Annotated in this window: 18 protein-coding genes and 2 riboswitches; of the genes, 14 read left to right on the top strand and 4 right to left on the bottom strand. The window is 50.0% G+C overall.

Annotated elements, in window-relative coordinates; translation table 11 throughout:
- Complete coding sequence (locus DWW52_RS12980; protein ID WP_118715935.1) at positions 1 to 1,017, top strand: histidinol-phosphate transaminase; 1,017 nt, start codon at positions 1 to 3, stop codon at positions 1,015 to 1,017.
- An 11-nt stretch (positions 1,018 to 1,028) separates the two neighbouring features.
- On the top strand, positions 1,029 to 1,988 hold the full coding sequence (gene cbiB / locus DWW52_RS12975; RefSeq protein ID WP_118715934.1) for an adenosylcobinamide-phosphate synthase CbiB: 960 nt from the start codon (positions 1,029 to 1,031) through the stop codon (positions 1,986 to 1,988).
- A 59-nt stretch (positions 1,989 to 2,047) separates the two neighbouring features.
- Here cbiB and DWW52_RS12970 read toward each other — a convergent pair whose 3' ends face one another.
- Entirely contained in the window at positions 2,048 to 2,530 is a 483-nt protein-coding gene (locus tag DWW52_RS12970) for a ferritin (RefSeq protein WP_118715933.1), read from the bottom strand.
- Between the two features lie 110 nt (positions 2,531 to 2,640).
- The gene (locus tag DWW52_RS12965) at positions 2,641 to 3,948 is read right to left on the bottom strand and encodes a cobyrinate a,c-diamide synthase (RefSeq protein ID WP_118715967.1); all 1,308 of its coding nucleotides are present in this window, start codon (positions 3,946 to 3,948) and stop codon (positions 2,641 to 2,643) included.
- 191 nt (positions 3,949 to 4,139) lie between these two features.
- Between DWW52_RS12965 and DWW52_RS12960 the strand changes: the two genes are divergently transcribed.
- The 4 genes from DWW52_RS12960 to DWW52_RS12945 are packed head-to-tail and all read left to right on the top strand — an operon-like array spanning position 4,140 to position 8,346.
- A complete protein-coding gene (locus tag DWW52_RS12960) occupies positions 4,140 to 5,627 on the top strand; it encodes an amino acid adenylation domain-containing protein (protein ID WP_118715932.1) in 1,488 nt (495 codons plus the stop codon).
- 11 nt (positions 5,628 to 5,638) lie between these two features.
- Positions 5,639 to 5,881: an acyl carrier protein gene (locus DWW52_RS12955; protein ID WP_118715931.1), complete on the top strand. Its 243-nt coding sequence runs from the start codon at positions 5,639 to 5,641 to the stop codon at positions 5,879 to 5,881.
- 3 nt (positions 5,882 to 5,884) lie between these two features.
- The gene (locus tag DWW52_RS12950) at positions 5,885 to 7,324 is read left to right on the top strand and encodes an MBOAT family protein (RefSeq protein ID WP_118715930.1); all 1,440 of its coding nucleotides are present in this window, start codon (positions 5,885 to 5,887) and stop codon (positions 7,322 to 7,324) included.
- 2 nt (positions 7,325 to 7,326) lie between these two features.
- On the top strand, positions 7,327 to 8,346 hold the full coding sequence (locus DWW52_RS12945; protein WP_118715929.1) for a histidine kinase: 1,020 nt from the start codon (positions 7,327 to 7,329) through the stop codon (positions 8,344 to 8,346).
- 103 nt (positions 8,347 to 8,449) lie between these two features.
- Here the strand turns inward: DWW52_RS12945 and DWW52_RS12940 are convergent, their stop codons facing one another.
- Positions 8,450 to 9,649, bottom strand: coding sequence for an aminopeptidase C (locus DWW52_RS12940; RefSeq protein ID WP_118715928.1), 1,200 nt, complete (start codon positions 9,647 to 9,649; stop codon positions 8,450 to 8,452).
- Positions 9,650 to 9,847: 198 nt separating this feature from the next.
- Here DWW52_RS12940 and DWW52_RS12935 point away from each other — a divergent pair, with 198 nt between their 5' ends.
- The gene (locus tag DWW52_RS12935; RefSeq protein WP_118715927.1) at positions 9,848 to 11,839 is read left to right on the top strand and encodes an LruC domain-containing protein; all 1,992 of its coding nucleotides are present in this window, start codon (positions 9,848 to 9,850) and stop codon (positions 11,837 to 11,839) included.
- 38 nt (positions 11,840 to 11,877) lie between these two features.
- Here the strand turns inward: DWW52_RS12935 and DWW52_RS12930 are convergent, their stop codons facing one another.
- Positions 11,878 to 14,235, bottom strand: coding sequence for a TonB-dependent siderophore receptor (locus DWW52_RS12930; protein ID WP_118715926.1), 2,358 nt, complete (start codon positions 14,233 to 14,235; stop codon positions 11,878 to 11,880).
- 106 nt (positions 14,236 to 14,341) lie between these two features.
- Positions 14,342 to 14,543, bottom strand: a riboswitch (cobalamin riboswitch).
- 44 nt (positions 14,544 to 14,587) lie between these two features.
- Positions 14,588 to 14,795: riboswitch (cobalamin riboswitch) on the top strand.
- Positions 14,796 to 14,851: 56 nt separating this feature from the next.
- Between DWW52_RS12930 and DWW52_RS12925 the strand changes: the two genes are divergently transcribed.
- From DWW52_RS12925 to cbiD, 7 genes are all read left to right on the top strand, one after another.
- Entirely contained in the window at positions 14,852 to 17,092 is a 2,241-nt protein-coding gene (locus DWW52_RS12925; RefSeq protein ID WP_118715925.1) for a TonB-dependent receptor, read from the top strand.
- Between the two features lie 12 nt (positions 17,093 to 17,104).
- Positions 17,105 to 18,028 (top strand): sirohydrochlorin cobaltochelatase, encoded by a 924-nt coding sequence (locus DWW52_RS12920; RefSeq protein WP_118715924.1) that lies wholly within the window; start codon positions 17,105 to 17,107, stop codon positions 18,026 to 18,028.
- A 7-nt stretch (positions 18,029 to 18,035) separates the two neighbouring features.
- Positions 18,036 to 19,508, top strand: a complete 1,473-nt coding sequence (locus DWW52_RS12915; RefSeq protein WP_118715923.1) for a PepSY domain-containing protein — start codon at positions 18,036 to 18,038, stop codon at positions 19,506 to 19,508.
- A gap of 183 nt (positions 19,509 to 19,691) precedes the next feature.
- Complete coding sequence (gene cobJ / locus DWW52_RS12910) at positions 19,692 to 21,098, top strand: precorrin-3B C(17)-methyltransferase (RefSeq protein WP_118715922.1); 1,407 nt, start codon at positions 19,692 to 19,694, stop codon at positions 21,096 to 21,098.
- Between the two features lie 76 nt (positions 21,099 to 21,174).
- Positions 21,175 to 22,359, top strand: a complete 1,185-nt coding sequence (gene cbiE, locus DWW52_RS12905) for a precorrin-6y C5,15-methyltransferase (decarboxylating) subunit CbiE (RefSeq protein WP_118715921.1) — start codon at positions 21,175 to 21,177, stop codon at positions 22,357 to 22,359.
- Positions 22,360 to 22,363: 4 nt separating this feature from the next.
- On the top strand, positions 22,364 to 24,232 hold the full coding sequence (cobM, locus tag DWW52_RS12900; protein WP_118715920.1) for a precorrin-4 C(11)-methyltransferase: 1,869 nt from the start codon (positions 22,364 to 22,366) through the stop codon (positions 24,230 to 24,232).
- Between the two features lie 42 nt (positions 24,233 to 24,274).
- Positions 24,275 to 26,065 (top strand): cobalt-precorrin-5B (C(1))-methyltransferase CbiD, encoded by a 1,791-nt coding sequence (gene cbiD / locus DWW52_RS12895; RefSeq protein ID WP_118715919.1) that lies wholly within the window; start codon positions 24,275 to 24,277, stop codon positions 26,063 to 26,065.
- Positions 26,066 to 26,236: the final 171 nt, after the last annotated feature.

Below are 26,236 nucleotides of genomic sequence, written 5' to 3'. Positions count from 1 at the left end.
ATGCTGAACGGACACGGTGACGATATATACAAATCGAACATAAATGTTAAAGCAAATTTCTCAACAAACGTATGGTACGATGCCGAAACGGATATTCTTCGGTCAGTCCTTACAAATCAACTCGACAAAATATTCCATTACCCGGAACCTGCTGCCGAATCATTTGTTCATGAAGTGGCACGTATCCACAATTTACAGCCTCAAAACGTACTTGCAGGCAACGGGGCCACGGAACTATTCTACCTGATTGCCCACGCTTTCGAGGGCTGCAAAACGATTCTACCCACCCCGTCATTTGCCGAATACGAAGACGCTTGCACGCTTTATCATCATCAACAAGTGTTCGTCCCCCTCAAGGACTTCGAATCACAAAGCGGCGACCTGATGTTTATCTGCAATCCCAACAACCCGAACGGGCACATCTGGGACAGGGAAGAAATAGAACATATCTTGCAGCAATATCCCGAAATGACACTTGTCGTGGACGAATCTTTCATTGATTTTGCCCCCACGGCACAGCCTTGTGAACCGTTACTGGCGGATTATCCTAATTTACTGATCGTTCATTCTATGACAAAAAATTACGCGATCCCCGGCCTACGTCTGGGATACTTACTAGGACACGCGACTCTGATCGAACGTATCAGACGTTTTACCCATCCCTGGAGCGTGAACGCGCTGGCCATTGAACTCGGCAAATTCCTATTACGAAACGGGAAATACCTTTTGCCTGACACCGAAAGACTATTAAAACGAAAAGCCCATTTCGTCCAGGCACTCGATGAAATTCCCGGTTTCACCTCTCTTGAATCGGGAACTTCATTCTTCCTCGTTCACACACTACACGACACTCGTGTATTAAAACAGCAACTTTTGAAAAATTTCGGAATTTTAATCCGGGATGCATCGAATTTCAGAGGTTTAAACGAACATTACTTCCGGGTAAACACCTTGTCGGAAGAGAAAAACAACATGTTAATCAATGCCTTAAAATCCATGCCTATTCCCGATCTATAATTACTACCGCCATGTCTTCACTTTCAATTCTCAATTCTCAATTCTCAATTGTAATCATTCCGCTGATTATCGGGTACCTCCTAGATCGCATTTTTGGAGATCCCCGGAAGTTACCCCATCCCATCGTGGCATTCGGGAATATCATCGGGTGGTGTGAACACCGTCTGAATAAAGGGAATCATAAAAAACGGAACGGATGTATCGTTGCCGTCTTACTCCCGCTAGGCACGCTGGCATTAGGAGGATTGATCGCATGGGGAAGTTGGCAGTTGCACCCGATCGCGTATTATATCATTGCCTCTGTTTTCGTGTTCTACGGCTTGGCCAACCACAGCCTGATACAAGAAGGCGGTGAAGTCATACAGACTCTGGAAAACCAAGGATTAGAAGCCGGACGCAAGCGCCTTTCATGGATCGTGGGGAGAGATACCAGCCAACTGTCTCCTAAAAAAATATATACCGCCGTGTTGGAAACCATGGCCGAAAATCTCAGTGACGGGGTTGTCGCTCCCTTGTTCTTTTACGCTCTCGGCGGATTCCCCGCCATGATGGCTTATAAAATGGTCAACACGTTGGATTCCATGATCGGCTATAAAGATGCCCGGTACAAAGATTTCGGGTGTTGTTCCGCTCACCTGGATGATATCCTGAACTATATTCCGGCCCGCCTAACCGCACTATTCATCGCGCTGTCCGGTTATCGAAAAGGGATATTCGCCTTCATTCGGAAATACGCCCGACAACACGCCAGTCCGAATTCCGGCTACCCGGAATCCGCCATGGCAGGCATTTTGGATTGCCGCTTCGGGGGACCCAATATTTATCATGGCGTACTCGTCGAGAAACCTTATATCGGGACAAACGACCGGGAATTATCCATTGAAGATTACAAGCGAACCGCCCGCATCAATCTAACGGTATGCAGAATCACGGTTGTCATGATTTGCTTCATTTATTACTTACTTGGATAGATTAAAATAAGAAAAGACTACTTTAACCAGTAGTCTTTTCTTATTTCTCGAACACTTCCTTATTTTCGTTCTCCTAACTTATCATCCAAATAAATCAGGTTGTGCCCATTCATCATCTTAATTCTGTCAACAATAGCCTGTGCAGAATCTTCTTCTTCAACTTGTTCGTTAACAAAACCGTTAATAAAATTCTGCGCGGCCTTGTCATTTTCTTTTATGGCAACATCCAACAAATCATCAATCAGCTTGGAAACATGACATTCATGTTGATAAACATGCTCGAAAACTTCCAGCACGGAACCCCACGCCGTGGGAACCACGCTAACCTGCCCTATCTCCACATTTCCCCCGCGTTTAATCACGAAATCAATCATTTCGTAAGCATGTTCCAACTCTTCTTTAGATTGTGCTCTCATCCACTTGGCCATTCCGGCATAACCGTTCTGTGCAAAATACACAGACATGGATAAATACAAATTTGAAGACCACATCTCCGCATTAACCTGAGCATTAAATGCTTTTACTAAATTCTCAGTCATCATAATTATTGATTATTAAATCATTATTATTTGTCTTTCTTTTTATACAGTAAAAAACAATTTACATGCCATTTTAATATACTGTCATTTTTAACTTGCCACAAGACAAACTGTCATTTTACCTTCTCCCGGAAATAACCGATCCCGATCTCCCCCCAATAAAAATGGATATAACTTGCCAACACATTCTTATACGTGAATATCAACGTATCTACCTCAATACCCTTGGCGTTATACACCTTACCTATCGTCGATAAAGGATGATCTCCCGGCAACACCCGCGAATAATGGAACTCGTGGCCCCGTACGACTTGATCTTCAAAACGAACTTCCCGATACCCTAGTTTCAGCTTCATTTGTTCCATCGTTGCCCGCTGTTTCAACACGCCGACCATAGGGTACTCTTTACTGTCATTCCCCGTAATACTGTCACATAAATACATCATCCCGCCACATTCCGCTAAAACGTGTCCCCCAGCCTCACAATATTCCCGGATCGCAGACCGCATCTTCCCGTTTGCCGACAATTCCGACAAATACAGTTCGGGATATCCTCCCGGCAAATATAAGAAATCTGCTTCCGGCAACACTTCATCCCGCAAAGGACTAAAAAACACGACCTTCCCCTCCCGTCTCAACGCCTCGATGTTCTCCCGGTACATAAAATTAAAAGCTTCATCCCGGGCTATGGCTATTCTCGTCTTTTCAGAAACATCTGTCATCTTCTCTTCATAAACAGGAAAATCAACCGTACACAACTCCAGCAACCGATCGACATTCACGGTTTTATCCACCACCCCGGCCACCCGGTCGGCGAAAGCATCAAAACAAAACGATTCATCAATAGACAAACCCAAATGACGGGACGGGATAACAATACGATCATCTTTAGGGAGATACCCCAAAGCCTCGACTCCTGCATCCCCGCAGGCTTGCTGCAAATAAGCATAATGCGCTTCCGAGGCCACGAAATTAAACACGACCCCAACGATCCGGATTCCCGGGTAAAAATGCTTGAACCCGTACAACACCGGAGCCACGGAATAAGCCGTGGACTTCGCATTCAACACCAACACGACCGGAATTCCGATCAACCCGGCAATCTCCGCACTACTTCCTTTCATCCCATCGTACCCGTCAAACAATCCCATCACACCTTCTGCCACACAAATATCACTCGTATTCCCATAACGTGAAAACAGTTGCTTCACGTGCTTCCCGGAAGCCATAAATGTATCCAGATTCACAGACTCCTCCCCCGCGGCCATAGCGTGATGTTTCGTGTCGATATAATCGGGACCGCACTTGAAAGGTTGCACCTTCATCCCCCGATTTTTCAACAAACGCAACAGCCCCAGCGTGAACGTCGTCTTCCCGCTCCCGGAAGTTGCCGCCCCGATCATGATTATAGGTTTTCGCATTTTCTTCCTGTTTTTATTCGCAAATATAAAACTTCCTAAAATATAAAGAGATAATAACATTGGATGTTTGCGATAAAAAATTAATTTTGTGCCGTTACTGTATTCAAGAAGGCTACAAAATAGGAAAATTTTAATCACACTACAGGGGATTATCAGTGAAATAGGCTATTGAATATAGAACGGAATGATTTATGGATAGAAAGGACATACTTAAAGACATCGTTCGGGCCTACAAAAAGTACCCGAATAATGCGGCTTTTGTGATAGACGGCACCTCGTATACTTATAAAGAGGTATTTGCCCGTGTACAAGGGATCATGCCCTCGGTGCAAGGGACTCAGGGAGACATCATCGGAATCGTCGCGGAAGATCGTATTGAAACGTACGCCTCTATATTGGCCGTATTGTTATCGGGGAAGACCTACGTTATTTTACACCCCAGCTACCCGGCTAGCCGGAACAGGACGATCGCTGAAATCACCGGAATGAACATCGTGTTGCACAGTACGCCGTCGGAGATCGTGGAAAGTCTCCCCGACGGGATGAAATGTATTTCAACATTAGAACTGCGGGACGACACCCCGGGGAAAAATCTTCTTGATATCAAACACGATGAAGACACCAACGCCTATATCATTTTCACTTCAGGTAGTACCGGAGTACCCAAAGGCGTACAAATCACCCGGAAGAACCTGAATGCCTTCTACGAGACCTACAGACATCTGGACTGGAGACTGGGCCCGACGGACCGGATGCTGCAAATGTTCGAATTGACCTTCGATGTTTCCGTGGTATCAACCCTTTACCCGTTGACGCTCGGGGCTTGCATCTACACGGTAGGATCGGATAAACTGAAATACATGAGAGTGTACGAGTTAATGGAAGACGAGGAATTAACCCACGTGACCATACCTCCCTCCGTGTTACAATTCTTATCACCCTATTTCGACGAGATTCATGTTCCAAAATTGAAATTCCTCGTCGTGACAGCCGAGGCCGCCAATGCCGATTTACTCGAACGTTTCAGACCATGTGCCCCGAACGCCGAATTCGTGAATTTCTACGGCCCCACGGAAGCCACGATTTACTGCACGGTCTACCTGATTCCCCGGGAAAACTGCAAGCACCACAATGGCATGATTGCCATCGGGAAACCCTTTGAGGGAATCGAAACGCTCATTATGGACGAAAAAGGCCACCCTGTCATCCCGGGAGAACAAGGTGAACTATGGGTAAGCGGTGATCAGATCATGGCGGGATACTGGAAAGACCGGGAGAAGACGGAACAAGTATTCGCCCGTGTAGACGGAGAAATATATTATAAAACGGGGGACCTCTGTCACGTGGACTCGGACGGAGATATCATCTATCGCGGTAGAAAAGATTACCAAGTAAAAGTGCAAGGTTTCCGGGTGGAACTAAGCGAGATTGAATACAGGGCCAAGAAATTCTTCCCAAACGAGACGAACGCCGTTGTCGTTCCCAAGAAAGCAGAAGACGGGGGCTGCCAGCTTCACCTGTTTATCGGCTCAACCGCCTGTGACCGGAATGAACTGTTACAACACTTGAAACAACACCTGCCGACTTACATGATACCGACAGAAATTCATCTTCTGGAAGAATTCCCGCTAAACACGAGCGGGAAGATAGACCGGAAAGCATTAATGACATTTATATAAAAAGGATAGCCATGGAAATTGATGACATTTTAAAAGAACTGGACACGATCTTTCGTGAAATACTGAAAAACGACACGATAACCCTAGGCAGGGAAACGACCGCCAAGGACGTCGACGGTTGGGATTCCCTAACGAACATGAGACTGATCACTGCTATTGAAAAATACTATGACATTCGATTCGGTTTACGTGAGATACTGAAATTCAAAAACGTAGGAGACCTGTGCGCGTCGATCCAAGCTAAAAAGAAGTAGCCTATGACATTTCTCTCTTTACCGTTTGTCGTTCTCTTTACCTGTTGTCTGATTCTCTTCTACTCGGTAAAAAGCAACTATCAGAAAATAGTATTGCTGCTGGGGAGTTGCGTGTTCGTCGGATACTTCAATATCGCGTACTTGATTATTGCCGCGTTGATTTCCGCAATTACCTTTTACTGGGGACGTTGGATCGGGGCACAAAAGGGAGAAAACAAACGTAAAAGAGTTTTCGTCGGGGGTATCCTCTTTCTTGTCCTGTTCCTCGTATCATTCAAATACATCAACTTCATCGGGGAAAACATCGCCGTCTTACTCGGTTGGTTCGGCATCGACTGGAAAGGAGCCATAACCTCCGTATTCTTCCCGCTCGGAATCTCATTCTACACCTTTCAAGCCCTAGGCTATCTGATCGACGTGTACTGGGAAGAAGAGGAGCCGGAACGCAGCTTGCCGGATTTCATGCTTTACATGCTATTTTTCATGAAATTCCTCTCCGGACCGATAGAACGGGCCTTCGACATGCTACCCCAGTTGAAACTGGAAAAACGCTTTGATTATGACACCGTGACCTATGGGTTAAAACTCGTACTGATCGGTCTGATGAAAAAAGTTATCATCGCCGACCGTCTGGGCCCCCATCTCGATACTATCTTCGCTTCCGTGCATGATGCCTCAGGAGCACAACTGTTAATCGCGGGACTACTGTACCCGATCGAGCTTTACGCCGATTTCTCCGGTTACACGGATATGGCCATCGGTGGCGCCATGATGTTCGGATACAAGTTATCGCCCAACTTCAACCGCCCGTTCGTGGCCAAAACGATTACCGACTTCTGGCGGCGCTGGCACATGTCCCTCTCTTTTTGGGTTCGGGACTACCTCTATCAGCCCATCGCTGCCAGCAAGCGTTACTGGGGACAGTGGGGAATCATTTACGCTCTCGTGGTCACATTTATCATCCTAGGGATATGGCACGGGGCCGGTTGGAATTACGTCATCTACGGTTTAATCCAAGGTCTCGTCATCAGCTACGAAATGCTGACGGTTGCCTACCGGAATAAAGTTGAAAACAGGGTCGGCAAGTCCGTGTTCGGGGTTTACTCCATTCTCAGGACTTATTTATTGTTCGCCTTTTCCCTGCTCTTTTTCCGCATTTCCTCGCTTCCCGAAGTGGGATACATGATCCGGAATCTATCCTTTCATGTCAATTCCTCCTTCAAGGAATTACGACTGGGCATGTCCGATCACGAATGTATCGTTGCCGGAATTGCCGTCGTGATGCTTTTCGTGTACGAATACTTCATGTCGAAAAAAGACCTGATAAAAGAATTGGGACAATGCCGTAAAGTCGTGCGTTGGAGCATCTACTACCTATTTGTTATCCTCGTATTCTTGTTCGGTCAATTCGGTTCGGAAGACTTTATCTATTTACAGTTTTAGCCATGAGAAGTTTTAAAGGATTTATATTAAAATGCGTCATCTTTCTCGTTCCCTTCCTCATCCTGGCGGGAATCTATTTCTATGATGATCCTTTCAAAGTAATACGGGAATATAAAGAATATGACAACGACCCGATCTTCCTGAACGAAGATTACATCGGCTGGAAAACCTACAAGCACTTCAGGGATTCCCTGCACTTTGACTCTTTTATCCTTGGAAACTCCTGTACCATGGCATTCCACACCTGGGATTGGGAAAAACACCTCAACGGGGGTAAGGCCATCCGGCTATACGGAACCGCCCAACGTCTGGCAGCCGTACACCGGAAAGTCATGGCCCTTGACAAAGAAAATAACCCGATCGCCAACGTGCTGCTCGTGGTCGATCCTTCCCTGCTGCGGGAATATCAACTATCTCCCGGCTACACGCACCTGCTTCCCCCGGAAGTGAGCGGGATGAGCAAATTCAAATTCCAGTCCCAATTTGTTCAGGGATTCTTCAACCCAAAATTCATGCTTCCCTACATGGATTACCGGTTATGCCGACATTACCGCCCGTACATGAAAGGGATTGTCAACCCGGATAAACATACCCGTAATAAAATCACGAATGATGTCTTGAGCCCGCGGGAACACGAGATCAAACAACTAGGGGACAAATACTGGGAAAAGAATAAACGAAACTTCCGTCCCAGACGCGGGAAAAATCAGGAATACCCCCCAGTACTGATGAAACCGCAAATAAAACTATTATCGGAAATGGCCGAGGTATTCCAGGCTCATCACACGAATTGTAAAATCATCATCAGTCCCGAATACAAACAAATACGCATAAACCCTTCCGATGTTACCGAACTAAAGAAAATATTCGGAGAGGAAAACGTGTTTGACTTCTCAGGCATTAACGAATACACGAACGATATCCGGAACTATTACGAAGGCTCTCACTACCGCCCCTGTCTGGGCCGTCGCCTGCTGGAAATTGTTTATGGCAAGAAAAATGAAAATTCAGTGATTCAATGATTTCGGATGGAGTGATTCCAAACCCAAAACTTCTCTTGCAATCACTCCATCCGAAATCACTAAATAAGATCGGCCTCGTGCGGCCGGAATCTAAAATCTAAAATCATTTAATCCCTAACTTCTTCCGTATATCCTTCGGTATCGCATTTTTATGCACCATGATATCCATTGTCTTCAAGGCCACGTATGGATAAGACACGTAAAAATACCCCCCGAACTTGTTATACTTATTCCAGGAATTCTTCACGATAAAATAAGGAGTACCATTTTGGTCAACAGCCTTACCGATGACATGCATCCCGTGATCGTCCGTCGTTTGGTAGCGATCGAACTCCTCTTGTCTCATCTCCTGAGTTATCGTTTTCTCCGGTGCCGGACCTTGTTTAAAGGCATCCGTTGTTTGCTGTTCCTTGGGTAATTTCTCCCATTTAGCAATCTCCGCCCCGTTCATCTCCTTTGTATCCGTTGTAGGGATCACGGCAACACCCGCATCCTTCGTGGCAAATCCCTTCTCGCTCACGTCGGCTCCCCACACGAAAGTATACCCGTTATCAATAGCGTTATCCATCACACGCATCAACTCTTCCAGCGGGAGATTATAAGCCTTGTCCCAAGTCCAATTATCCTCGACCTCCAACGCGAACTGCGTATAGAAAGGATGATGCGTGAATGACGTCAGGTTCACGTAATCATCCATGTTCAAGCCGACCACCTCGTCGGCAAACGTTTTAGGAGTATATTCTTTCCCCTTGTATTCAAACTTCTCTGGCTCCTCGCCAAGATAAACATCCAGAATAGCATCAAACCCTTTCTTCCAGGCCGTACTCAGTCGCTTGTTATTATTCTCGACCACCGCCTGCACGTATGCTTTCAAAACAGCATCAATCTCCCCGAAAACGTGATTCGGCTCCCCGTAATTCAAACCACGAAACACATCAAGAGGCACGATCCCATATTTCGCGGCCATGTTCGTCACGTCCGAGGAACCTCCCCCCACGGCGAAATTCAACACGCCATGCAAACGAACGTATTTCTCGGCCTTGTCGGAATAAGCATGTTTCACGAAATACATGGCGGCAAGATTCACCGAATCCTTCCCCAATCTCATCATCTCCGATTCCAGAAAAGACGATGTCGACCACGACCAGCAAGTTCCCGAACGATACTGATCCTTTATCGAAGTTGCCGGTAACCTCTTGATATCCGTAAATTTATATCCGACAGGCTTTATCGTATCCTGCGCCCGCGACACCATCGTACCTGTCAAAATAAAAGCAAATAAAATAAATACTACTTTTTTCATATCTCTCGTATTGTTAATGATTTTTATGTCCTTCACAAAAGTATAAAAAGAAGCGTAAAACTATTCTCCCGATCTATTATATTTGCTTTATAATCTCTTTTCTTTTGACAAAAATATATTTAACCAAAATAATGCTATATAGGTCAATATGCAAATAATTATTCATATCTTTATCCCGTGTATTTAATACTAAATGATATGAAAAATTCCTGGAGGCAAGGCGTGCATGTTTTACGTTTTATTGCATGCATACTATTATTCACTGATTGCACGAAAAAAGATGTTTACGATCCCATGAGTGGCAAGGGAAGCGCGACCGATCTTTTTGATTTCGCAACGACAACCAACACCACGCTAAAAGTGGATTATGGAATAAAAGGTTACAAAGCGATGTTCGAGATATACACGGAAGATCCCGTCACCGTCACCGAAGATAACATCGTAAAGAAAGAGGGTGTAGAAGCCATATTTAAAGCGTACACGGACAATGATTGCCAATTCTCCGGCATCATCAACCTACCGACGGCTTCCTCGAAAGTATACATTTATTCGGAAGCATTCGGGTTACCCCGATGCTTAGAAGCAGAAGTTACTTCATCAGGCATCAACTTCAACCTGAAAGAATACGCCTCACGACAACTCACACAAAAAAGTCTTTCCCGAGCAGATAACTCGTATACTTTCAATGAACCCTTTGACAAGAATAACCCATACAACATAAGGTCTATCGGTAGCTGGGACAAAACGGGAAAACCCAACTACCTCGAATACGACGCTATCATTCCCGATGGACTGATTAACAGGATACAAAAAACATTACCTTCTGGTAACGTAGATAACAGCTCCTACGCAATATCCACAGAAGTCTCGAATATCAAGGTTCTTGAAAATGCAAAAATATCATTGATATTCGTGAGAGAATGGGCCAGTTGGAAAAACTCCCTGGGTTATTATTATTACCCGACAGGCAAAACCTTCACGAAAGAAGAATTCGAGGCCCTGCCGAAATATATAGCCCTGCCAAACTGTTCCATCCTAGGCTGCCTGGGAGGTGATGAAACGAATTCTCCCCTACAACCGGGAAATCAGATCAAAATGAAATACTATGGAGCAGAATATAATAGCGAAGCTAGTGAAAACTTCCCGGCCGGAATCACCATTGGCTGGTTCCTTCTCCCGGCTGGATTTGAAGCGGGTACTGCAGACAAAGCCCCGAAAATCAATCCCAAAGGACATGGCAACTGGGGTAAAGTTGTTTTCTCAAACCAAGAATTTAACGAAAATGAAATATCTTCGTGCGTGAGTCTTTATGACGAAAAAAGTTCCAAAGTTGTTGTCGGATTCGAAGATGGAGGGAATAAAAATTATAACGATCTCCTTTTTTATATCGAAGCCACTCCTGATGAAGCTATTTTCGATCCAAGTAAACCCCCGACCAAACCGGAAGAATACGACCCGACAACAACCATCAAGAAAGGAACCCTGGCATTCGAAGACTTATGGCCACGCCGGGGAGACTATGACATGAATGATGTTGTAATCCGGTACAACTCCACGATTACAAAAAACAAAAACAATCAGGTTACTAAAATTGAAGACGTTTTCACGCCTCTAAACATAGGAGGAACTTTCCCCGCCGCTTTCGGTTACCAACTGGGAATTCCTGCCACACAAGTAAAAAATATCAGCATCCAGGGCGGTTCATCCACGGCAAAAGTAACCAATAACATGGAACTCGACCAAGAGAAAGCAACCATCATGCTCTTCGATGACATCCACAATGTTACCTTAGGAAGAAATATCACGGTTACCACCGAATTCTACGGCACGGAGACAGAAGAAACTATCCTGTTCCCCCCGTACAACCCGTTCATCTGTGTCGGAACATTCATCCCGGGGTACCCGAGAAAAGAAGTTCACCTTCCGAAACACGAGCCGACCTCTTTAGTAAATAAACTATATTTCGGCAGTTACGATGACTACACCTACATTGATAAATCAGGGAAGTACGTTAATTGCTACATGACCGAAATTGCTTATCCATTTGCCATCAATCTCCCGACCATTGATTACAAAATATCCATAGAGGGACGATCCATTGACAAATCCTACCCAAAGTTCAAATCATGGGCAGATAGCAAAGGAGACCAAGACAAAGACTGGTATTTATACCCGGAAGAAAATAACTGATAATAAAACAGGGGCTTTCGGAAAGCCCCTGTTTCTATTTAGAACGTGTAAGAAACCGAAGCCTGGTAATTCCGGGGTTTACCCAAAACGGTCGTTTTCTCGAAATACTCTTTATCAAACAAATTATTAACATTCAACGCCAATGTCACATGATTCTTGATCGTGTAGAACACTCCGGCATCCATAAGCCACAAGGCCGGATCATAAACTCGATTATCTATATTCCTGAACACCTTATCTTTAAAATTCCCGCTTAACTGGAATGAAAGATCCTTCAACACCCCGCGAGGAATCGTGTAATCGGCATAAGCATAGAATGTCGTACGAGGTACACCCGTGGCACGAACATTCTTATTTTGCTCCTTATATTTAGAAAAACGTCCGCTCTCCGCGATCTCACGCAAACGATAATCCGACCAACCAAGTCCCCCCGTTATCTGCAATGTCGGCAACGGACGCACGACGATCTCCACGTCAAAACCCCGCGAGTCAGCTCTTCCGACTTGTCCTCGAATACTCTTTTCCGTGGCAACACCATCAACTAACACGGTCGTGTCGCCCAGACTTTTCACGATATTAGACTTACGGGTATAAAACACGCTTGCATTAATATCCACCATTTCATTTACCGTGTAACGGAAACCCAACTCGGCCGAGTAACCTTTCTCCGGCTTAAACACCTCGCCGCCATCTTCATCGGGATTGAACTCGTTACCTTTACGATCCAGATACATAACCGTCGGACTATACGTTGTCGTAATCGGATTGAAATAAGAAGACATCGAACCGTAAAAAGACAATTCAGGCATCGGGAAATACACGAGTCCCAAACGATACGTGAATGCCGATGTTTTTATCTCTTTCCATTCTTTCCTGTTCTTCGTCTCGTACTTCTGTTTAGCATCATCAATCGTGGCACTCGACGTTTTCCGGTTATACAAATCCACACGTCCGGAAGCCATCATCTTCCATTTATCATTAAATTCAACCACGTCATGTAAATAGACCCCATGCGTCCTTTCCGTGCGAAGAGAAACGGCAGAAACTTTTGTATCCCACCACCCCTGCACAATATGAGGATTCCGTACAGGCAAAAGCACATCCAAACCGGGACCCCACAAATCATCATCGCCATAACCATTATATTGGGCAAAATCAAAACAATTATACGTCCACCCGAATGTATAGTTATGCAAAACAGAACCCGTCTCGAACTTACCGGACAACTCGATCGTATTATTCACGTTCTTGTGATCCGGGTTAAAATTCAACGGATTTTGACGAGCCGCATTTCCCCGTTGAACCGTATCCAGGTCAACATACACTTTCTCATCTTTCGTATTAATATAATACCACTTGTATATCGGGTCCTTGGAAGTACGATAAGAAAGCCCCTCGATACAATGATAATCCAAATCACTATGAAAATACGTGAAACGCTCTTTCAACTTCATCCAATCCGTGATCTGGTAAACATATTGCACGGACACATCCCAAACCTTACGATTCATGTAATTATTGGCAAAGTCGTTATAAACCTCACGATAATCTGCCTCCGGATGGCGTTCACTCTTTAACGCGTACGGTTTATCATCCGCCACGTAGAACATATCACCGGGCATAACGGGAGCGGCACCGATCTCCGTTGTGTAATCATCATCCGCATAACTGCCGGTAACATCAATTCGTCCCCATTTCCCCATATCGGCACCCAAGGCACCGTACATAGAAAAGCGATTCGCATTCACCTGGCGCCAGCCATCACCCGTTGAATAATTAATATTGGCACGATATTCAAGAGGTCCCACCAGTTTCCCACCGAATCCCAGCGTGGCCCGCCTTTCATCCCAACTCCCGTAACTAATACGGGCATTAGCGGTAAAATCCGGGGTTACCTTCTTGCGAACGATATTCAAAACCCCACCCATGGCCGAGTGTCCCGCTAGAATAGACGCCGGTCCCTTCAACAACTCGATAGACTCCACCGCCGACAAATCCCCGTAAGGAACATTATTATTCAACGTCCTCTCGTCACGAATCCCGTCAATCATGATAACGGCACTCCCCTGCCCGCGAATGGAAAACTGCTCGAATTGCCCGTATTGCTTATCTTTGGCAACGATACCCGGCAAAAAACGAACGGCATCCTTCAAATCAACAATTCCCTTCCTGTCCAACATCTGGCTCGACAACTTACTCACCGTGATCGGCACGAAACGCAAGGGTACATCTAAACCTAACAAATCTATTTTTTTCTTTTTCTCCATCACCTCCACCTGCTCTATTCGGAACAAGGAATCCGTGATACTCTTTTTTGTTCGCTTATCTTTTTCCTGGGCGAGAAGCGAACCGGCACACACAAACAGCAACAATGCTAATACAACAACTTTTTTCATAAAACTATATATTAATAATGAATAAAGCATTATTAACATAGTCTTTAGGGCAACATGAGTTTCAAGGTAAAAACGTATCTTTTCCCTCTCGCTTTTTTTCCCGAAAGCTATGGTTATCGTGTTCGGCAGGTCTTCTGACTCGTTCCGGATTTTGTTGCCTTCCCGGTTTAAAACCAGTGACATTTGAAGTACAAAATCCCTTGTAAAGGAACTTACAGCTGCGGGTACAGTCCCGGATTCACACCGGGTTCCCTATTAAGCATCACCTCCATGAATGAAAGCGTTGCACCAAAACCGAGGCAAAAGTAATTATTTTTCTTCACAAGCAATAACCTTTTTACAAAAAAGTATATACATTTGTCTCGTCTTAGGTGATGTGTTAACGTCCAATTAATACACAAGAGGGAAGCCGGTTAGAATCCGGCACAGTGCCCGCTACTGTGATGCCCGTTTCTCCCCCAGGAGATTCAAAGAAAGGTTCTTACACCACTGTCCGCATGGACGGGAAGGTATCTTTCTTAGGCGTAGTCAGGAGACCTGCCGAGACAAACATAGGTAATAGCGTATTCTCGGGGCCAGGAATGCCATTATAAACTTTTAAAACTTGAATCTTATAATGAAGAAAATTGTAGTGCTAACTACTTTATTCATGTTAGCTTTAGTAAGCACCTCGTTGTGTCAAATCACGTTGAAGGGAAAAGTCGTGGACGCTAAAAACGGGAAAGCCCTCGTCGGCGCAAACGTACGCCTAATCGGCACCAGCATCGGGATCGCCACCAACAACAAGGGAGAATTCATCCTGAACCGGGTCCCGGAGGGGACCTACACGCTCCGGGCCAGTTACTCCGGATACGAAGTCAGTTCCATGAAAATCAACAGCAGCAAAAGCGACATCCTTTTCCGCCTGACCGCTACCCCCGTCAACCTCAATCAAGTCGTTGTCACGGGAACGGGAACCCACCGTCGCTTGAAGGATTCCCCCGTCCCGGTAGAAGTCCTGAACGGTACGGACTTGAAGCACGCCGGAGTAACTTCATTTGAGGATGCACTCCTGCTACTGAATCCCTCGTTCAACATCCGTCCCACGGCCATGGGCTCCTATTTCACGCTAAACGGGATGAGTAATAAATACATTCTGATCCTTGTCGACGGGAAAAAACTCGCCGGGGATGTATCCAACAACACGGATCTCTCCCGCATTGACATGGGAAGAGTTAAACGGATCGAAATTCTGAAAGGAGCCGCTTCCGCCCTTTACGGTTCCGATGCCATCGCCGGGGTAATAAACGTGATCATGGAACAACCGAAAGACCCGATCAGCGTGCAATCTAAAACCCGCTTCGGGGGGAATTCCAGCTTCACGCAAAATGCCAGTCTGGACCTCAACCTCGGTAAAGTTACCTCTTCCACGTCTTACCAACGCCGCCAGTCAGACGGATGGCAATTAAGCCCCTACAAGATCAGCGCAGACACCGTTATCCCGACTCGGAGCGAATCATCCAGCTCTTTCTCCTCCAATATTGTCAACCAACACTTCACCTACTCTCCCGTGAAAAACGTGAACTTGTACCTCCAAGGAAGCTACTTCGACAAGGAAGTAAATCGCCCGGTCGAAGCGAAGAAAAGTGACGGGGGATACCAGTACGACCTCACTTACATGGATTACAATATCGGTTTAGGTGGTAAATACTTCCTCGACAAGGGAGCCTACCTCTCTCTCGACCTCTACATGGACAACTACGAATACAACAAACTCTACACGGTCGCCCAAGTCGACGGAAAAGACACGACGTTCCGGATAGGTGACGAAGAACTCACCAAACGCCAGAAATACTACAACGGGAACCTCAAAGGAGTTTTCCGTGTCGGTGATTACAACAAATTCACCGTCGGAACCGAATACGTTGACGATTATATGAAAAACCCGGGAAGCCTTGACGAACCGAAAGAAATATACACGCTCGCCCTTTACGCCCAGGACGAAATCCGGCTCTGGAAAAACCTGCAAATACTACCGGGATTCCGCTACGTGTACAACGAAATGTTCAAAAACCGCTTTACGCCCAAAATTGCATTAATGTACACCTGGGGTTCATTTAACTTCCGTACTTCCTACGCCTCCGGCTTCAAAACCCCCAGCCTCCAAGAACTATACTACGACTACGAGAACCGGGGAGCCGTAACCGTCGGTAACCCGGACCTGGAACCGGAGAAATCCAACTACTACAACATCAACATCGAGTACACCGGGAAACACCTTAACGTTTCTTTCAACGGATACATCAACGACATCAAAGACGTGATCGACAAATACAAGGTAGACCTGACAGACGAAGACAAAGCCAACAACATCACGAGCCGGAACCTCTATCGCAATCTTGACAAAGCTCGCATCGAAGGATTTGACATTTCCGTGAACAGCTACCTCGGCGCCGGGTTCTCCGCAGCCGGAGCCTACAATTGCGTTTACGCCGCCGACGGCGAAGGACGTCGCCTGGGTGAATCCGTCCGTCATGCCGCCACCTTCCGGGGCGGGTGGACCCACGAGTGGAACAAATACCGTCTCCACGCTAACATCAACGGCCGTATCCAAGGTTCCAAATACATCTACAAACAAGTCACAAACAAGAAAACCGGCGAGATAACCTACACGGACGAAAGCGCTCCCAAATACCAACTTTGGAACCTTTCCACCACGCACACCTTCGCCCCCGTGGGCAACTTCCTATTCGAAGTCAACGCCGGGATAGATAACATATTTGACTGGACCGACGACCGTCCGAACGGGGTCAATTACGCAACCTTGAACCCCGGGAGAACCTTCTTCGCCAGTCTCGTTATTCGTTTCACCAAATAAAACTATAATCTCATGAAAAATATACTTGTCACCTTATTCCTACTCGCGAACATCGCCGCCTTCGGTCACGGCGGTGGCGGGTTCAAACATTCGGACATCTTCAAAAACCTCGGCCCAAACGACAAAGTAGCCCTTCTCATGGTTCACTTTGGGACCACCCACGACGACACCCGCGTACTCACCATCGAGACAATCAACAAGAAAGCCGCGCAAGCATTCCCTGGCATAGAAGTCCGGGAAGCCTACACCTCCCGCATGATCATGCGTCGCCTCAAGGAAAAAGGGATAACCAAATTGAACCCGACCGAGGCCATGGATAAGCTCATCGCCGACGGCTACACTCATCTCATCATCCAACCCACGAACATCATCGAGGGAATCGAAATGGAAGCCCTACGCAAGGAAGTCGACCTCTACCGCGCCAAATTCAAGGACATACGTCTCGGCAACGCCCTCCTGTACACTCCCGACGACTACCAGTCCACGGTAAAAGCCATCGCTGCCTCCCTCAAAGAAGCCAAAGGCAACTGCATCTTCGTCTGCCACGGCACCTACCACCCGGCCAACTCCACCTACGGCATGCTCGACTACGTCATGAAAGCCCGCGGCCACAAGAACTACCACGTCGGGACGATCGAGGGCTATCCCGCATTCGATGACATTATCCGGGAACTTGAAGCCGCCAAGGCCAAGGAAGTCACCCTCGTTCCCTTCATGTTCGTTGCCGGCGACCACGCCAAAAACGACATTGCCGGGGAATGGAAAGAAGAACTGGAAAAGAGAGGCTACAAAGTAAACGTCTACCTGAAAGGACTCGGTGAAAACCCCGCCATTCAAGACCTCTTCATCCAACACGCCAAATTCGCCTCCACCCATCAACGGGAAAACATCATCGTGAAGAAAAAGAAATACGAAAAAACGGACGATATAGACTAACACGACTATGTTAACACGACTATTCATCCACATCCACAGGATACTGGGACTCATCCTCTGTATCCTGTGCTTTTCATGGTTCATCTCCGGAATCGTGATGATCTACCACTCCTTCCCCCGCGTAAGCCAGGAAGACCGCTTCACCCGCGCGGAAGCCCTTGACACCGTCGACTTGCCGGACATCCGCGATATACTGCTTCGCCTTCCCGGTAAAACACCTGTCAGCAACATCACCCTCGACAACCCCGAAGGCCAACCCCTCTTTCATCTTGGTAGCGGCCGGCAAAGCCTGCAAATATACGCCGACACCAACGTCGTGGCTCCCGCCATCACCTACTCGCTATGCGCCCGACGGGCCGCCCGTTGGTGTCCCGACCGGACGATCACCCGGGTAGACACCCTCCGCGCTCTCGACCAGTGGATACCTCTCGCCCATTACAAAAAGGAATTCCCCATTTACAAATTCCACTACAACGGCCCGGAGAAATATCAACTGTACATCTCCTCCCGTAGCGGCGAGGTGTTGCAATTTACCGACGCCACCGGACGCTTCTGGGCCTGGTTCGGGGCTATCCCCCACTGGGTATACTTCACCATACTGCGGGAAAACCAGAACCTGTGGACCCAATTCATGTACTGGGCATGTTACCTCGGTATGCTCATGTGTGCCGTCGGCTTCATCCTCGGCATTCGCTCCTACTGGCTCACCCGGCGCAAGGGATTCCTCCGCTCGCCCTACAAAAAACCGTGGTTCAAGTGGCACCACGTCACCGGCTTCTTCTTCGGCATATTCATATTCACGTGGATACTCAGCGGTTACATGTCCATGGCCTCACTCCCCGAATGGCTCTTCGGCAAGCAACACCCCCGCACCTTCCGGCAATCCCCGGCAGAGCGTCAAACCCCGTCCCCTGCGGACTACGCCCTCGACTACCGGAAAGCCATAGCCCTCACCTCCACCCCCGACAGTCCCGTCAAAACCATCGAGTGGACCCACTACCAGGGCATCCCCCTCTATCGCCTTCGGACACCCGACCGGGAGATCACCCTCGACGCCTCCACCGACACGATCCGCCCTTTCCACGTCTCCGAAGAGCTGATATTCGCCGCCGTCAAGCGTCTTGCCGGGGATAGCCTCACCTACACCATCGCCAAAATGGACGAGTACGACAACTACTACATTTCCCGCCGTCGTCCGCTACCGTTACCCGTGTACAAGGTCACCTTCGACAACGAGGCAAAAGATTGTTACTACTACAACTTAGAATCCTTCCGCCCCACCCACTACGACACCAACAGTCGCTGGAAACGCTGGCTCTACCGGGGACTCCACACCCTCGACTTCAAATTCCTAGTCGAGCGCCCCGCACTATGGACCATCGTCATCTGGACCCTGTTACTCGGAGGTGCCGCCGTCTCCTTCACGGGCATCGTCCTCTCGGTAAAATACATTTTCCGCCTCCTGCGGAAAAAGAGTTAGAAAGTTTATAAAGTTTATAAGGTTTATAAAGTCACGGGCGTCCTTCGGACAGTTTTTAACGGCAGCACAAGCTGCCGTAGACAAAGCGCCCCGCAGGGGTCCACGAACTTTATAAACTTTACAAACTTTATAAACTTTATAAACTAAAAAAATTAACTTTGCTCATCATTAAAAAATACACTTATGACTCACGGGAAAATATACGTCGCCGGCATCGGGCCGGGTAGCGAAGAAGACATCACCCCCGCCGTCCGGGCGGCTATCATGCAATCGGATGTCGTCGTCGGCTACAAATACTACTTCAACTTCATCCGATCCATCGTCCGCCCCGGAACGGAATGCATCGACACCGGGATGAAAAAAGAAAAAGACCGGGCCGCTCTCGCCTTCGACCACGCCCAAAAGGGAATCACCGTCTGCGTGGTCAGCTCCGGGGACGCCGGGATATACGGCATGGCCCCCCTCGTCCTCGAAATGAAACGGGAAAGAGCGAGCGACATCGAGGTCGAGATACTCCCCGGCATCAGTGCCTTCCAGAAAGCCGCCGCCCTGCTGGGAGCCCCCATCGGCCACGACTTCTGCATCATCTCCCTCTCCGACCTCATGACCCCGTGGGACAAAATCGAACGCCGCGTCGAGGCTGCCGCCTTCGCCGATTTCGTAACGGCCGTCTACAACCCCAAGAGCGAGGGACGCTACTGGCAACTCTACCGCCTCAAAGAACTCTTCCTTCACCACCGCCAACCGGACACCCCCGTCGGGTACATCCGTCAGGCCGGGCGTGAAGAACAAGTGATAAAAATCACCACCCTCGCTGACTTCGATCCCGACGACGTGGACATGTTCACCATCGTCATCATCGGCAACTCCCAGTCCTACACGTGGAACAACCTCATCGTCACCCCTCGCGGCTACTACCGGGAACAACCCGCCGGTGCCACGGGAATCGGTCAAGAGATCATGATGCGCAGCTTCCGCACCATCGAATCCGAACTCCGGGACAAAAACATCCCCCTTGGACGCAAGTGGGCGCTCCTGCATGCCATCCACACCACCGCCGACTTCGACATGGAAAACATCCTCTACACCGACAACGACGCGGTAGAAACCCTCCACGCCGCCCTGCATGACGGTCAGGTTCGCACCATCGTCACCGACGTCACCATGGCTGCATCCGGCATTCGCAAGGGGGCCCTCGAACGCCTCGGCATCGAGGTAAAATGTTACCTCGACGATCCCCGCATGGCCGAAATGGCCTCTCGTCTCAACATCACCCGCACCCAGGCGGGCATCCGTCTTGCCGTGGAAGAACACCCCGGGGCTCTTTACGTCTTCGGCAACGCCCCCACGGCACTCATGGAACTTTGCAAGCTCACACGTCAGGGCAAAGCCCGCCCCGCCGGGGTCATCGGCGCCCCCGTCGGCTTCGTCAACGTGCGTGAATCCAAGCACATGCTAAAATCCTTCACCCGTCTGCCCAAGCTCGTCATCGAGGGCCGCAAGGGAGGCAGCAACCTCGCCGCCACCCTCGTCAACGCCATCCTCTGCTTCGACGACGCCGCCCAACTACGACCGGGGAGAGACTTATAACGATGTAAAATGTAGAATTTAGAACGAGCCACATTCCATTCTAAATTTTACATTTTAAATTCTAAATTCCATTACTATGCATTTCACCATCATCGGCATCGACGACAACAGGCACCAGGAATTTCCCTCGCGAATAAGAGAAATCCTCGCCTCGCACGCCATATACTCCGGGGGAAAACGCCACCATGACATCGTGCGCGAATGGCTACCCGCAAACCACCAGTGGATCGACATCACGGCCTCGCTCCATGAAGTCTTCCGGCAATACGAGCAACACCGGGACATCGTTGTCTTCGCCTCCGGCGACCCGCTCTTCTACGGCTTCGCCAACACGATCCGCAAACGCCTGCCCGATGCCCGCGTCCGGTTATTCCCCGCGTTCAACTCGCTACAAACCCTCGCCCATCGCCTCCTGCTCCCGTATCACGACATGCACGTCGTTTCCCTCACGGGACGACCGTGGCACGAGTTCGACCGGGCACTCATCGAGGGGCGGGAGAAAATAGGCATTCTCACCGATCGGCAACACACGCCCGACACCATCGCTTCCCGCATGATCGATTACGGGTACGACAACTACGAAATGCACGTCGGCGAAGAACTGGGCAACGAAGAGACCGAAACCGTCCGCACCCTCCCGATCGGCGAGGCGACAACGACCGCTTTCCGCTCTCCCAACTGCCTTATCCTTCAACGAACCAAGATAAAGCCCCGTCCTTTCGGTATCCCCGAAAGCGAATTCGAGCTACTCGACGGGCGGGTCAACATGATCACCAAAATGCCCGTCCGCCTGCTCACCCTCTCGCGGCTCGACCTGCACCAGCGTCACACGTTCTGGGACATCGGCTTCTGTACCGGTTCCGTCTCCATCGAGGCGAAACTCCAGTTCCCGCACCTCCACGTCGTGGCGTTCGAGCAACGCCCGGAAGGGGCCGACCTCATCCGCACCAACGCCGCCCGCTTCGGCACCCCCGGCATCACCGCCCTCGTCGGAGACTTCACCCGGCTCGACCTCGCCGACCTACCCGCCCCCGACGCCGTCTTTATCGGCGGCCACGGTGGTAAAATGGACGAGATCATCCGCCGCGTCAACGAACATCTCCTTCCCGGCGGGATCATCGTGTTCAACTCCGTTTCCGCCGAAAGCCGGAAACTATTCGCCCGCGGCATCGAGCGCCACGGGCTCACCCTCGCCGACAGCCATCGCCTGACCGTCGACAACCACAACCCCATCGAAATAATGAAAGCACAAAAACAATAAAACCATGAAAAAAAAAGAAGCAGCCATAATCATATCCTCCAAGCGGGCAGCCCGCCTGGCGTTCAAGATAAAACAAGAACTTCCCGGCATGGAACTCTACACGCTCGGCACACATCCTCAAACCCAGTCCGCACACCCCATCCACTCGTTCACCGCCAAGGAATTTGACAACTACAAATACCTCATTTTCATCGGGGCCCTCGGCATCTGCGTGCGAACCATCGCTCCACTCCTCCACTCCAAGACCACCGACCCCGCCGTCATCAACATCGACTCCACGGGAAGGTTCGCCATATCCGTTCTCTCCGGCCACATCGGGGGTGCCAACGAGTATACCCGCATGATCGCCGACATCATCGGCGCCGAAAACATCATTACCACCCAGAGCGACAACACCGACACGTGGCCGCTCGACATCCTCGGCCGGGAACTCGATTGGATCAAGGACAACGAAAAAGGCACGCTCAACCGCATGATCGCCGACTTCATCGAGGGCAAACCCACCGCCCTCCTCCTCGACATCCGGGATCGCGGCACCCGCTACCTCGAACACACCAAACCCTCGAACGTCGACATCTACTACCACCACGCCGACATCGACCAGTCCCGCTACAAACTACTCATCCTCGTCACCCCCTACATCTACGACACGAGCATCCCCACCCTCTACTACCGTCCTGCCGTGCTTCACCTCGGCGTCGGCTGTCGCAAGGACTGCGATCCCGCGGACGTGATCCGGAACATCAAAAACGACCTCCAACAAGCCCGTTTATCATGGCTATCCATCAAGAACGTGTCAACTATCGACCTCAAAAAAGACGAACCACTCGTGCGTGAACTGGCAGAAGAACTCGATCACACCATCCAGAAACTCGGACCGGGCAGGGAAGAAAAGATCTTCGAGTGCATTCCCGTGATCTACACCGCCGCCGACCTCCAAGGCATACAGGTACCCAACCCCTCGGACAAAGTATTCGAGGTCACCTCCGTTTACGGCGTTGCCGAAGCCTGTGCCCTAAAAAGCTCTGGCAACACCCGCCTACTCATCGAAAAACAGAAGCGGCAACACACACCCGGTAACGAATACACCTATGCCGTGGCGCTCAACCGCCAGGCCGAACGTTCCGGCTTCATCGAGATCGTCGGTGCCGGCCCCGGTGATCCCGAACTAATCTCCGTCAGGGGCAAACGCTTCCTCGAAGAAGCCGACCTCATCCTCTACGCCGGAAGCCTCGTCCCCGTGGAACTCACGCGCTACGCCAAACCCGGTGCCACCGTCCGCAGTTCCGCCTCCATGACCCTCGAAGAACAATTCGCCCTCATGAAAGAATTCTACGACAAGGGCCTCTTCGTCGTGCGTCTCCACACCGGCGACCCGTGCATCTACGGTGCCATACAGGAACAAATGGCCTTCTTCGACGAGTACGGCATGAAATACCACATCACCCCCGGCATCTCCTCCTTCCAGGCGGCAGCGGCAGCCTTGCAATCGCAATTCACCATACCCGAAAAAGTGCAAACCATCATCCTCACCCGCGGCGAGGGACGCACCCCCATGCCCGAGAAAGAAAAACTGCACCTGCTCGCCCGTTCACAAAGCACCATGTGCATCTTCCTCAGCGCCTCCATCGTCGACGAGGTTCAATCCGAGCTGATGCAACACTACCCGCCGACCACCCCCGTCGCCGCCTGCTACCACCTCACCTGGCCGGACGAACGCGTATACCGGGGCGAACTCCAACACCTCGCGGAAATAGTCAAAAGCAACAACCTCACCCTCACCACCATGATCGTCGTGGGTGAAGCCATCGACAACCGCGAGGGACAATCAAAACTCTACTCCGACCAGTTCAAACACCTCTTTAGAAATTGAAAATCACTTAATCTAAAATCATTCAATCTAAAATCAATTGTCATGGTCTTAATTTTCGGGGGAACAACAGAAGGAAGAATAGCGGTCCGGGTCCTTGACCAGGCGGGTACCCCTTACTACTACTCGACCCGCGGCAACGCCCAGCAAATCGAGTGCAAGCACGGAACCCGCGTAGCGGGAGGCATGGATCATGACGCCATGCTCGCCTTCTGCACCACGCACGACATCCGCCTCATCATCGACGCCGCCCACCCCTTCGCCTCCCTCCTTCACGCCACGGTTGGCGAGGTATCCGGGCAACTCGACATACCCGTTATCCGCCTCGAACGCCGTTACCCCGAACGAGACGATTCCCTCGTCTGGTGCGACACCTTCGACGAGGCCATAGATTACCTCGAAACTCACGACATTCGTGATCTACTCGCCCTCAGCGGGGTACAAACCATCGACAAACTGCGCCGCTACTGGGAACACCACCCCTGCCACTTCCGGGTACTCGACCGCGATGACTCCCGCGACATCGCCCAACGTGCAGGCTTTCCCGCAGAAAACCTCCTTTTCTGGCACGAGGGACAGGACGAGCTAACCCTTTTCCGGCAACTGCGTCCCGGAGCCATCCTCACCAAGGAAAGCGGGGAATCCGGCCACTACGACGAGAAAATCACCGCCGCCCGGCAACTCGACATACCCGTTATCGTCATCCGCCGCCCAGCACTGCCCGACACGTTCTACATCGTGAACGGCGAACACGGCCTGCGTTACCGTGTCGAACGCCTCCTGCCGGGATTCTTCCCCCTCCGCGGCGGCTTCACCACCGGGTCATGCGCCACGGCCGCCACCCGTGCCGCCCTGCAAGGCCTCCTCACACGTGTTCCCCAGCACGCCGCCACGATCACCCTGCCCAACGGCGAAACCGTAACCCTGCCCGTCACCTCCTGCACGTTCACCCCCGCAAGTTGCACCTGCGGTGTCACCAAAGACGCAGGCGACGACCCCGACGTCACGAACGGTTACACCATCCTCTCCGAGGTCACCCTCTCCGCCCTACCCGGCGTGCGATTCCTTCCCGGCGAGGGAGTCGGCACGGTCACACTCCCCGGCCTCGGCATCGCCATTGGAGAACCCGCCATCAACCCCACCCCCCGCGCCATGATCACTCGCGAAATCGAGCAACTCCTCCGCGCCCATCACGTCACATCTGGCGTCTCCGTCCGTATCTCCGTGCCCGGAGGTAGCGAACTCGCCCTGAAAACATTCAACCCCAAGCTCGGCATCACCGGCGGCATCTCCATCATCGGGACCTCCGGCATCGTCCGTCCCTTCTCGTCCGAGGCCTTTGTCAACTCCATACGCAAAGAGATACAAGTAGCCCATGCCCTCGGCTGCACCCGGCTCGTCATCAACTCCGGTGCCAAGAGCGAGAACTACCTCCGCTCTCGCTTCCCCGACCTCCCGCCGCAAGCCTTCGTTCACTATGGCAACTACATCGGCGACACCCTTCGCGCAGCTGACGAGGAAGGAATCACCGCCATCACCATGGGCATCATGATCGGCAAGGCCGTGAAGCTCGCCGAGGGCCACCTCGACACCCACAGCCGCAACGTCGTCATGAACCGGGACTTCATCACCGCTCTTGCCCGCAAAAGCAATTGCCCCCCAACCGCCATCACCCGCATCGCCAACCTCACCCTCGCCCGAGAACTCTGGGAACTCTTCGCCAACACCCCGGCATTCTTCAACCTGCTCGTCGAACGCTGCCTGCACGTCTGTCACCCCCTGCATCCCCACGCCACGCTCGACATCATCCTAGTACCCGAAAACTCCCCGGAATAACCCCCGTCACACCACTCCCGCCCGCCCCCCCGCATGATCAACAGCCTCTCCTCCCCGGAATCTCCCACTCATCTCCCTTTCATCTCCTCTTTAATCTACTGCTCTTCTACTGCTTATCTACTGCATATCCAGTAAATAAGTAATTAAATACTTGTTTATTGCAAATTAATA

The organism is Odoribacter sp. AF15-53 (assembly GCF_003479425.1).
Classification (GTDB): Bacteria; Bacteroidota; Bacteroidia; order Bacteroidales; family Marinifilaceae; genus Butyricimonas.
This window is presented reverse-complemented; position numbering and strand designations above follow the sequence as displayed.

Bases quoted from the DNA above. Each gene is read 5' to 3' on its own strand.
- DWW52_RS12950 (WP_118715930.1), top strand. From the start codon at position 5,885: ATGACATTTCTCTCTTTACCGTTTGTCGTTCTCTTTACCTGTTGTCTG.
- DWW52_RS12930 (WP_118715926.1), bottom strand. From the start codon at position 14,235: ATGAAAAAAGTTGTTGTATTAGCATTGTTGCTGTTTGTGTGTGCCGGT.
- cbiD (WP_118715919.1), top strand. From the start codon at position 24,275: ATGGTCTTAATTTTCGGGGGAACAACAGAAGGAAGAATAGCGGTCCGG.
- DWW52_RS12955 (WP_118715931.1), top strand. From the start codon at position 5,639: ATGGAAATTGATGACATTTTAAAAGAACTGGACACGATCTTTCGTGAA.
- cbiB (WP_118715934.1), top strand. From the start codon at position 1,029: ATGTCTTCACTTTCAATTCTCAATTCTCAATTCTCAATTGTAATCATT.
- DWW52_RS12925 (WP_118715925.1), top strand. From the start codon at position 14,852: ATGAAGAAAATTGTAGTGCTAACTACTTTATTCATGTTAGCTTTAGTA.
- DWW52_RS12980 (WP_118715935.1), top strand. From the start codon at position 1: ATGCTGAACGGACACGGTGACGATATATACAAATCGAACATAAATGTT.
- DWW52_RS12945 (WP_118715929.1), top strand. From the start codon at position 7,327: ATGAGAAGTTTTAAAGGATTTATATTAAAATGCGTCATCTTTCTCGTT.
- cbiE (WP_118715921.1), top strand. From the start codon at position 21,175: ATGCATTTCACCATCATCGGCATCGACGACAACAGGCACCAGGAATTT.
- DWW52_RS12915 (WP_118715923.1), top strand. From the start codon at position 18,036: ATGTTAACACGACTATTCATCCACATCCACAGGATACTGGGACTCATC.
- DWW52_RS12920 (WP_118715924.1), top strand. From the start codon at position 17,105: ATGAAAAATATACTTGTCACCTTATTCCTACTCGCGAACATCGCCGCC.
- DWW52_RS12965 (WP_118715967.1), bottom strand. From the start codon at position 3,948: ATGCGAAAACCTATAATCATGATCGGGGCGGCAACTTCCGGGAGCGGG.
- DWW52_RS12970 (WP_118715933.1), bottom strand. From the start codon at position 2,530: ATGATGACTGAGAATTTAGTAAAAGCATTTAATGCTCAGGTTAATGCG.
- cobJ (WP_118715922.1), top strand. From the start codon at position 19,692: ATGACTCACGGGAAAATATACGTCGCCGGCATCGGGCCGGGTAGCGAA.
- DWW52_RS12935 (WP_118715927.1), top strand. From the start codon at position 9,848: ATGAAAAATTCCTGGAGGCAAGGCGTGCATGTTTTACGTTTTATTGCA.
- DWW52_RS12960 (WP_118715932.1), top strand. From the start codon at position 4,140: ATGGATAGAAAGGACATACTTAAAGACATCGTTCGGGCCTACAAAAAG.
- DWW52_RS12940 (WP_118715928.1), bottom strand. From the start codon at position 9,649: ATGAAAAAAGTAGTATTTATTTTATTTGCTTTTATTTTGACAGGTACG.
- cobM (WP_118715920.1), top strand. From the start codon at position 22,364: ATGAAAAAAAAAGAAGCAGCCATAATCATATCCTCCAAGCGGGCAGCC.